This window comes from Vibrio sp. Isolate22, from assembly GCF_022398115.1.
Lineage (GTDB): Bacteria > Pseudomonadota > Gammaproteobacteria > Enterobacterales > Vibrionaceae > Vibrio.
The window spans coordinates 1-9,575 of sequence record NZ_JAKEUW010000094.1 but is presented as its reverse complement, the minus strand read 5'-3'; the positions used below and the strand labels follow the sequence as shown (position 1 = coordinate 9,575).

Annotated in this window: 6 protein-coding genes and 2 pseudogenes; 3 read left to right on the top strand and 5 right to left on the bottom strand. The window is 43.3% G+C overall.

Features of this window, described 5'->3' with window-relative positions; genetic code table 11:
- Nucleotides 1-183 (bottom strand): transposase (locus tag L1D55_RS25935; RefSeq protein WP_239919379.1); only part of this gene is annotated, 183 nt, incomplete at its 3' end.
- Between the two features lie 256 nt (nucleotides 184-439).
- Between L1D55_RS25935 and L1D55_RS25930 the strand changes: the two genes are divergently transcribed.
- Nucleotides 440-994 (top strand): Ig-like domain-containing protein, encoded by a 555-nt coding sequence (locus L1D55_RS25930; protein ID WP_239919378.1) that lies wholly within the window; start codon nucleotides 440-442, stop codon nucleotides 992-994.
- A 91-nt stretch (nucleotides 995-1,085) separates the two neighbouring features.
- Here the strand turns inward: L1D55_RS25930 and L1D55_RS25925 are convergent, their stop codons facing one another.
- Together L1D55_RS25925 and L1D55_RS25920 are read right to left on the bottom strand one after the other, a co-directional pair.
- The gene (locus L1D55_RS25925) at nucleotides 1,086-1,535 is read right to left on the bottom strand and encodes a type II toxin-antitoxin system YafO family toxin (protein WP_081230290.1); all 450 of its coding nucleotides are present in this window, start codon (nucleotides 1,533-1,535) and stop codon (nucleotides 1,086-1,088) included.
- An 8-nt stretch (nucleotides 1,536-1,543) separates the two neighbouring features.
- A complete protein-coding gene (locus L1D55_RS25920) occupies nucleotides 1,544-2,092 on the bottom strand; it encodes a hypothetical protein (protein ID WP_239919377.1) in 549 nt (182 codons plus the stop codon).
- A 751-nt stretch (nucleotides 2,093-2,843) separates the two neighbouring features.
- On the opposite strand from L1D55_RS25920, the pseudogene L1D55_RS27750 reads away from it, so the two are divergent.
- A pseudogene (locus tag L1D55_RS27750) lies at nucleotides 2,844-3,053 on the top strand (hypothetical protein); the annotation flags it as partial.
- Between the two features lie 26 nt (nucleotides 3,054-3,079).
- Nucleotides 3,080-4,444: pseudogene (locus L1D55_RS25915) on the top strand (DNA phosphorothioation-associated putative methyltransferase); the annotation flags it as partial.
- Nucleotides 4,445-4,849: 405 nt separating this feature from the next.
- Here L1D55_RS25915 and L1D55_RS25910 read toward each other — a convergent pair.
- Together L1D55_RS25910 and L1D55_RS25905 are read right to left on the bottom strand one after the other, a co-directional pair.
- Nucleotides 4,850-9,043: a hypothetical protein gene (locus L1D55_RS25910; protein ID WP_239919375.1), complete on the bottom strand. Its 4,194-nt coding sequence runs from the start codon at nucleotides 9,041-9,043 to the stop codon at nucleotides 4,850-4,852.
- A gap of 277 nt (nucleotides 9,044-9,320) precedes the next feature.
- Nucleotides 9,321-9,575 (bottom strand): IS3 family transposase (locus L1D55_RS25905; RefSeq protein ID WP_239919374.1); only part of this gene is annotated, 255 nt, incomplete at its 5' end.

The window sequence follows — 9,575 nt, the reverse complement described above, 5'->3', positions numbered from 1 at the left end:
CATCAAAGCTGTTTCAATAGCAGTATCAGAAAATTGAAAGCCTCTACCTCGTTTACCATGGTGACTTTTACATTGCCATGCTTCAACGGCTGAGTCGTCAATCCAAAACGTTACTGAGCCTCGCTTGCACAAGGCTTCATTATACTCACTCCAGTTCGCTATCTTCTTCTTCGACTTACCCATAACAACACCATGCTTCTACTACATGGGATCAGATCGCAGGACTGAGAAAAGGTTCCAACTGATTTAATCAACAACGCCGATTTGGTAGGTAAAACGCACGCCCCTGAATTTTGTAGAGTATTTGATCTAAGTGATTTCGGGGCAGAACTTTCTTAGAGCCATAAGATCCGTAATCAAAAAAGGCAGCGTACCGATTGGAGAACGCCGCCTTATAGTATGACACTTTAATACTTAGTATGAATCTCTATTACTTGGTATGAAACTTTATTCTACTCACACAGGAGAAGCTGTAAAAGATGAATTCGAATTGAAGCTGATTGATGTGGCTTTGGACAAGTATGCCGTCGAAACACCAAGAGTGTTCCCGACATTGATAGAAAACGAATGGTACTCACTAACCGTCGCCGTGAGAGATGAGCTCGGAAATCAAGCCATCGCGACCAGTCGTTTTAAATACGTACCAGAAAACATCATTGAGCTGGGGACACTGGTAACTTTGCCTGTGGATTCCGTGTTATATACAACGAACACGAATACCCCTGTCACTGCGGTGATTTTTAACCCTATGACAGTCGAAGGAGGTCAAATGGCCTCGGGGTTGCATGATTACTATATCACTGTGGGCAGTCAGTCTACCCTACCAATATCTGTTGATGGATTTGAGATAGGACCAGGTGAATCTAAGTTATTAAGCGTCGATTTCGGAAACGGAGATGAACAGATCATCATTCCAGTGTCGGCAAAAGGTGGCGAAATAGGCACCAGTAATATAATGGTAGAAATCCCGCAATTAAAATCGAAGTATAACTAACAAGGGGTGCGCTCTTTGTTGTTCAATGAACACGAGGGGTTGGTGGTCTACCAAATAGAATTGATGCCAGCTGAAGCTAAGCTGGCAGGGTTTATAGGTCGTTAAACTTTAACCCTTCCTTGATGAAGTAATCCATGAAATTGTTGTCGTAAAGCTTAGAAGATTTACCCTTAGCTTTATCAGAGTGGCAAGGGGTTGCAACACCGAGTAAAAGGATATCGTCTTCATTTTCCCAGTGACTAGAATACACAATGCAAGTGTCACTCGTTTTATCGAATTGACGTCGTGCTTTATTCCATTTGGCTTGTTTGCCGCTGTCAAACCATGGACTGCTCGGGTCCCACAAGTGTATATGCGCCAAACCTGCATCATCAGCGTCAGTCGGATAGGCTAGACTTGCTACACGGCCAAGATATTGAACCGATAGGTCATCGTCGTAAGTTAAGTGAAGGGCGATATCTTTGCACAAAGCCTCAACGTCATTGAAGCCTTGTGCTTTGATTTCTTGTTCAAAACGAGGGGATGGGGTGACGTTTTTCATGCGTTCCCCTAGTGATAATTAGAGACAGTCGCTTGTGTCGCCGCTTTGAGTTTTGCAACTTTATCAGAAGTCATCTCAAAGCTAGTCTCATATTTACCAATCGAAGCCACTTGGAGTTGGCGTTCAATCGACATTAAATCACCAACGACACGGCGTAGCTTCGCTGTAGCCTTACGAATTTGTTTTGCTGTTTCAACCGCTGGTTGCTCAGACGCCATTACGCGACGACTTAGGCTTTCGTGTTGCGCTTTAAGAATCATCTCAAAACCACGGATATAACCGTCTGCGACCACCAGCTCATCAATAGTTACTTTATCAAAATAGCTCTCAGGTACTTCTGATTGCTCAATCTCACTGTAAACTTCTCTAAGCTGTTTAGTTTGAGTGTTGAGTTTTGCAATGATAGACATAGCCATTTCTAAGCTTTCAGCCGAAACATGGCGTTGGTTATCTTTACACTCAATTGTCTCTAGACGAAGATCCATAGCTTTAGCAACAGTATCGCCCATCGACGCACTGGCATTGCCACCGAGCGCAGCAAGAATACTTGCACTCATAATTAGCCTCTTCTTCATTGTGACCTCAAAAACATTATAGGAGTAATTATAGAGAGGTGATAAACCTAGCTCATTTCACGGGACCGGAATTATCCATGTCCAAGACCAGATTACAACCATTCAACATTGCTAACAATCAGCCCATAATGATTAAAATCTAACCACACACACCCATATGCTGCGCATATGACGCTTAGTGCAACAGTTGCAATAATGACATCGCAGATTTAACCCAAACCATCATTACGCTTTAGGAAGCGATTCAGAGCGGTTCTAGGGATAGTTTAGTGAAAATCAAAGGGATATCGTCTTAAAGCAAGTCTAACATTATACAATAAGTGTGATTAGGATCACATATTACCGTTAACCTTCTTCAATGTCTCTGAATTTCTGTGAGTGTTTTGTAAATTCGTTTGAGTGGCTGGTGGCCAAAAAGCCATGCCAAGATAATGATGAACCCTCGCCTTTAAATAGGTAGCTAACCGTAGAAACTACGATATTCATTCGTTAAATAACCTGACATCAAAAACTTAATCACAATGTAAGGGCGGGAACGAACTTTAACCACTGAAAATAAGGATTTTATTTTACAGGGAACTTTTTTAGATAATCACGATCTGATCATGAAGTAAAAAAACATGAGAAATTCGCACATGATTACCACTGAGCAACTTAAACAAGTGAAAGATACCCGTTCGCACATCAATCAAGTTTATCCTGTTAAGGAAGTCGCTTTCTTGGTCATAACAGCCAACGTATGGATGAGGTAGCTCGATTTATCTGTACGCATTTCGAGTTCGACCGTCTCTATTTTTATGGTAAAGATAAACCTCTGCATATTAGCGTTGGGGCTGATAATTCAAAATACGCCCTAATCCGACAACACCGAAGTGATGGGCTTCGCGTAAACACAAAAAGTGCAAAAGGCGACGCCACACAGGCTTTGTTTGATGATTTATAATCTTCAAAAACACCTAAGGAATAGGAATGAACGAAGAGCTATTTGCTGAACTTACCTCTCAAATAAAAGTTGGAAAACAACTTCCCGATGCTATTTATCTTCATAAAGACTCATTCAGCGCATTGCCTAAAGTATTAACACAGTTCATTCCTGCCGTAGCAAAAGCCGTTAACTTACATGAAGAAGACTGGAACCTCGTTAAGCTGTTTAAAAAAGAGTTCCGCTTATCTCTTCTTCATTACCCTGATTTTTATACTGATTCCTATCCCGCATTAGAACAAAGCCTCAATGTCGACCTCTCTAAGCTAAGCCACAAAATCACAGGTTATAGCGAATCTGAAAACCCGCCGATCTTACATCGAAAATAAACCATGGTTTTGCCAACAAGTGAATATTACGAACACTTCGTTTCACTCACACAAGAAGGCGAGAATGCAGGCCTGTACGAAAACAGCCGTTTGATTGGTTTTAAACGTTCTTGGGAAAACCTAATCGCACGCCATGGTTACGAGCTTGTCGATGGTCGACTATTCCGATGTTCCTCTGTGACAACGCAAGAAGAGGCTGGGATTGATAGGCACAGAACGGCCATCGTGCGCCATGAACTCTCTGCACCAATGAAGACTCTCGTTAAACATGGTTACTTAAAAGGCGAGCACTCTATTTTCGATTACGGCTGCGGTCGCGGAGACGATTTAAGAGAGCTCGAAGCACATGGCCTCGACGCTCTGGGTTGGGATCCGAACTTTCAACCCGACAACGAAAAATCCAATTCTGATATCGTAAACATAGGGTTTGTTCTTAACGTAATAGAAGATCGAGATGAAAGACTCGATGCCCTACTAGGCGCATGGGAGCTAGCAGACAAGCTTCTGGTGGTTTCTGTCATGCTGGCTAACGAAAACTACATTGCTCAGTTCAAACCTTATAAGGATGGTGTCATCACCTCTCGTAACACATTCCAAAAATACTATGCGCAATCAGAGATCAAAGCGTACATAGAGAGAAGCCTACAAGAAGACGCCATTACCGTCGCGCCTGGTATTTTCTATATCTTCAAAGACAAATTGGAAGAGCAACGGTACCTGCAGAGTAAATACAAACGCCACCATAAATGGCAGCAACTGACGTCACCAGAGCCTATTGAAGCCAAAAACAAAGCCAAACTGCTTATTATTCAACATCAAGACTTGTTTAATGACTTTTGGAATACCTGCTTTGAACTCGGCCGCATTCCTGCCAACGATGAATTTGAACAATCAGACAAAATAAGAGAGCTGGTTGGTTCACACAGAAAAATCTTTAACTTACTGCAAGAGATGTTTGATACCCAAGAGTTTGAACAAGCAGAAAAAAGCCGAAAAGAAGATCTTCTCCTCTACTTTGCTATGGAACTGAATTTACAAGCCTATCGCTGCCCGTCTGCAATGACTCAAGCTCGACTTGCTATAACTATGGCTCATTCAAGCAATGAATCCCTATGGCTTCACTCCATTGAACCTATGCTAGAGCATCATATTAAGGCTTACCTTGCTTCAGAACACCCTAACGCCACCCTTGCTGTGTTTATGGCCAAAGAGATAACAGAGGCGATGCAAGACGAATGGTTGTCTGATGACAGTTTGTTTGATGAAGATGACTTGGATGGGGCAACAGTTCAGTGCTTGTATTGTATTTCATTCAATGAAAACGTGGACAACCTAGCTACACCCATCCAATAAAAAGGTGCATTTAAACGGAAGAGTCTAAATGCACCAATAACGACACAAGGACGTTCTTATATCTCGGTCATAGTCTTACCAACGCACGACCATTTGTGCTGTGGCGGTATCTCCAGAATCATCATAGCCAACAACCGTCACTAACTCTGATTCGCCCGGTTGTCTTAACTCTGAAATCCGTTTACCGATATTGCGACGCACGTTATCACCAACTGTCCAATCGTATTTGACCATTTTACCATCTAAGTCTTTACATTTTGCTTCGATACGGGCGGTCTTCGAGTACATACGATAATCGATAGAGCACGTCGGTGGTTGGTTTGGCACCACTTCAATTGGAATGATGGCTTCCGCTTCCTGACCGTAGTTGGTGAGAATTTTCAATTTCAATTCATGATCACCAGTTAATAGGTTCTCAATATTCGCTGATGACTTCTCTAGCTCAGGTTGTAACTCACCATCGACATACCATTGATAGTCTGCCACTCGGTCTGATGGGTGACCACCTCGAATTGTCGGACGGACATTAACATCAAGTGGCGAACGTTGGTAACTGTTACTATACCGTGCAGTTAAATCCACAGTGATCGGCTCAGGTTCCAATACCTCCACATATTCAGTAAAGGTGTCGTAGTTACCGCGATCATCTTCTACCGTCACCGAGATCGGGTATATGCCCGGTTGTTTTGCGGTAAATCGCGCTCGATGTCCGTAATCTTTCGTCAGCTCCAGTCGGCCTTGTCCGTTCCACTCATACAAATAGTACTCGCGTAAATTCGCGCCAATTGGACGTCGTAACCAGATTTCAATCACTGAAGGTGCAACGAGCACACGCTGTTTGTACGCCACGTCGAATTGTGGGAACTGATACTCCCATACACGAACCTTATGATCGAATTCCGCATACGTTAACGCCTTAGCATCTTTAACCCACGCACGCAGTGTGAATGTATGAAAGTCAGCTCGATCCAAATCATCATTCGTTGGGGTAAAGTCCACAACATTCGAATCGACAATGGTTCCGTCTGGTCTTACCCATTCAATTTCAAGTTTGGAGTCCATATTGGAATACGGTGTATCGACATCTCCAACCAAAGTTAACGTATCGGTGGTTTCAACATCGGTATCCCCTTTCACTCTGACTCGAACAGGTTTGGCTCGCTGAGAACGTACTGAGCGATATTCTGTTGCCCAGCTCTGTTCATCGGTTTCATAACCAAGATACGCCGCTTTTGCGATAATCTTGTTACTGCCTTCACCTGTTGCAGTGTATTCGAGTGTACTGCCACCTTCAGTGAACGTGACTCCACCATCAATAGACCATTTGATGAGCATATTACCGGCATCCGCCTCTTCACCTTGATCAAGAAGAGTGTACGTTCTTGTCATACCGGTGATCAGGTTTGCTGCCCCAACTAGTTCAGTTTGTGGCACTCGGTACGCCATGATTTGTACGACGTCCGTTTCTGCTATCTCCCCTGTGAAGCGATTTGGAACATGACCTTTCACCAACCAAATACCTTCTACTGCGGTACTGAAAGAAAAGCGCTTACCAGGTTCTCCATATAGATTCCACGTACTGCCATTGTCTTCCGATATGTACCATGACACTTCACCAGAGGCGTCTTTGTCATCACGGGTAAGATGTTGATATTGAATAGCGGCATTCATCGGTACAGAACCCGTTATACGCAGTGTACGCAGTTCACCTTCGATTGCCGTTCCTTTCATGATTTTCAATGTCCCGCGTTGAGAGCGAACCATTGAAACATAATTTTCATTTGGCGATTTTAGTTTCGCTTGTGCATAGAATCGAAGGTCACCGATGTCATCTGATGAGAAGTTTACATCAAAGTCATTCATACCTGATTCGTTCATATCTTGCCAATCCGTCAGGCCATGTAGGTTCTTCTCTTTGTCCATGACAGCAATTCGAACAGACCAATCACCAAGCTCTTCAGATTTGTATACGACATCTCGGTAAAAGCTACTATACAGCCCAAATTTCGATTTAACCTTGAATGTGTCAACGGTGGACGTTTCACGAGAAGTTTGCTCAACCTTGAGCCTTGCTCGTGTAGAAGGAACCGCATAAGTCTTCACCGCACTCTCAATCACTTGCTCTGGTAAACGGGCGTAATGAACTTGAACGGCATAATCATCCATCTGCCACAAATCTCGGTGGTTTGCACTGTTTCTGTCTGTGATTACCTTAGTGATAGTGTGCTCGGTGTATCGGTTCGACTGTTTGATGTATTGGCTTTCTAAGGTTTCACCATTTTTAAGGAGCGTAATGTAAATAGGCGACGCCGCTGATTTAACTCGATATCTCCCGATTCTAGATTGCCCCATCTCAACCGCATATATGCTATCTTCAAACATACCGTCGTCGTCGAAGATGATCTCTGGAGTATCTGGGGTATGAACGATTAGGCTTGTATCGTCGACTTTGATTAAGTTTTTTCGGCCTTCAGAGTCATGGATATAAATCTCAGCTTCCACTGTCGCAGGACCCGTATTTTCAAATACACCAATCAGTTCAGGGCTCGCAGTATCCCATGCTTCTTCCAAACCTTGAGGGATGACTGTCCAGTTCACTGAACAAGTCATTTGAGTCGGGTTTTTGATCCCTTGTACCGCCTCATGCTCTGACTTGAACATTCTACAAGCTCGACCTTTCGTTTGTGCGAATGTGATGTCTTGGTTCTGCACAAGTGCCACTTTGCGATCACTGATGTTGTCGTATTCGAAGTCTAAAGGTAAGAATGAAATGGAATACTCTCTTTGAACTACGTTGTTGTTCCCGTCCTTACCACGCACAATGACTTTATGAACCGTATTGGACTCCCATGGGGTTTCCATTTTGATCGCACGAGCCATCTTGAATTCACCAATATGCTCAACGGGAACGCCATCAAGCAAAATATCAGTGATTTCATTCTCAATACTGGTTTCATCTTGCACGGTGAAAATCATATGCTCCATGAAGTTGATTTCATCACCAGTACTAAAGAGCGTGTCATTGTTGTACAGACGAATCTCAGGAGGTAAACGGTCTAACTGCATTGCAGTCACTTCCTTGTCACCTCTGTTTGCAAATCTATCTAAGGCTTTTATGTTGCCTTGATAAAATCCATCTACCACTGAACTGAGCGGAATTCGATAGACAAACTTGTTGCCAATCTGTTGAGGGATACCAAAGCTGTCTACTGTCTTCTCGGTATAGGTAACGTGTTCATTTCTGAATAAATCGCCTATATCCCTACCCTCTAACGTAACGAAATCGGATACACCGACATGATCTGTATGCTCTTCAAAGCTCAAACTAACCTTGGATGGTAACCACCACTTATTTGCTGTATCGGTACTGTGCGGCGAACTGAGAACGACGACAGCTTCATTGTTTTGGACAACCACCGTTTCTCCACCAACATCAATCGAAATATCATTGCTAGTGGTATCTCCGACAGCTTTGACAGCATACTGCTCAATAACGGGTGGTCTGTAATCCCACGCGTATTGGATCTGACTGTTCGGGGCTGATACGACATCGTATTTATCCGAGACTTTTAATGCTGTGGTAAGTTGCCCTGTCAGTGAATCGTCACCAGATAGATGAAAGGCAGAAATGGCGACCACACATGAATCTTGGCCTTCAGGCACCTCACACGATTCACCAAACTGAGTTAAGGCCACCACCTGATCAAATGGACGAGGCTCGACCTCAACGGTAATTTTGCGAAGTTTTTCATTCTTATCGTGCGTAATGAAGCTCAAGCCTTGATATTGAGCTGAAGTAGTGTCCGTGGTGACATTTACAATCACAGGCGGAACGGGTTCAAGGATAGTGTAGGCCACGCTGTCTTCAATCAATGTGATGCGTTCTTTCTCAATACCATTGAAGTAAGAAATGCGATATGAACGGTAATGCTCTCCTGCAGCTGCGGTAGGTCGACCATCGAGCGCTAATCCATTCGCATTCCAGCTCGGGTCGGTATCACCTGTCCATTCGAAGAAACACTTTAGATTGCTACTGTCAGACGTATACGCTTCTTCTCGCACTGTTTCTAATCTACAACCAGATGCTGCGGCTTCTTTAGCTAAGGCTGAATACTCTTTCACGCCACGATAGATTTCATTAGGGTAAGTAAACTCTACTTTTGGCGGCACACTCGTTATGGAACCGATGATGTACACTGATTTCGCAACAGCAGCAGTCCCTATAACTGTTAGTGAACAACTAATAAGAATTTTGATTAACTTGTTCATAGTGCTCTTCAACTCCAAACGCAATTTCATTGGGATAGGTTAAATAAGGTCGAGAGCAATTTTTGAAATTAACAAGCCTATTTTTGAAGATTAAAGTTTTTCTCATGGAATTCATTGTAAAGGAGGGATTTGGATTGTTACCCCTTCACGACTATGAAGGGGCTGAATGAGAATGAAGACTTATGGTAAAAATATATGGATTAATAAACCTGGCGCGACCGCGATACCGAACGTGAATAAGGACAAGTGATCTGCTCCAGCCAGACTGGACACTTCATTAAGAGACATTTTGTTGTTCAAAGTTAACTGGGCTTAGATACCCAAGAGCACTGTGCCTTCTCGTTCGATTATAATCAACCTCTATGTACTCGAAGATCGTTTGGCGCATCTGCTCTCTCGTCATAATCGGCTCATATTGGATCGCTTCCACTTTCATAGAATGGAAGAAACTCTCAACACAAGCATTGTCCCAGCAGTTTCCTTTCCTACTCATACTTTGCTTGAGATTATAAGCAGTTATGAGATCTCGATA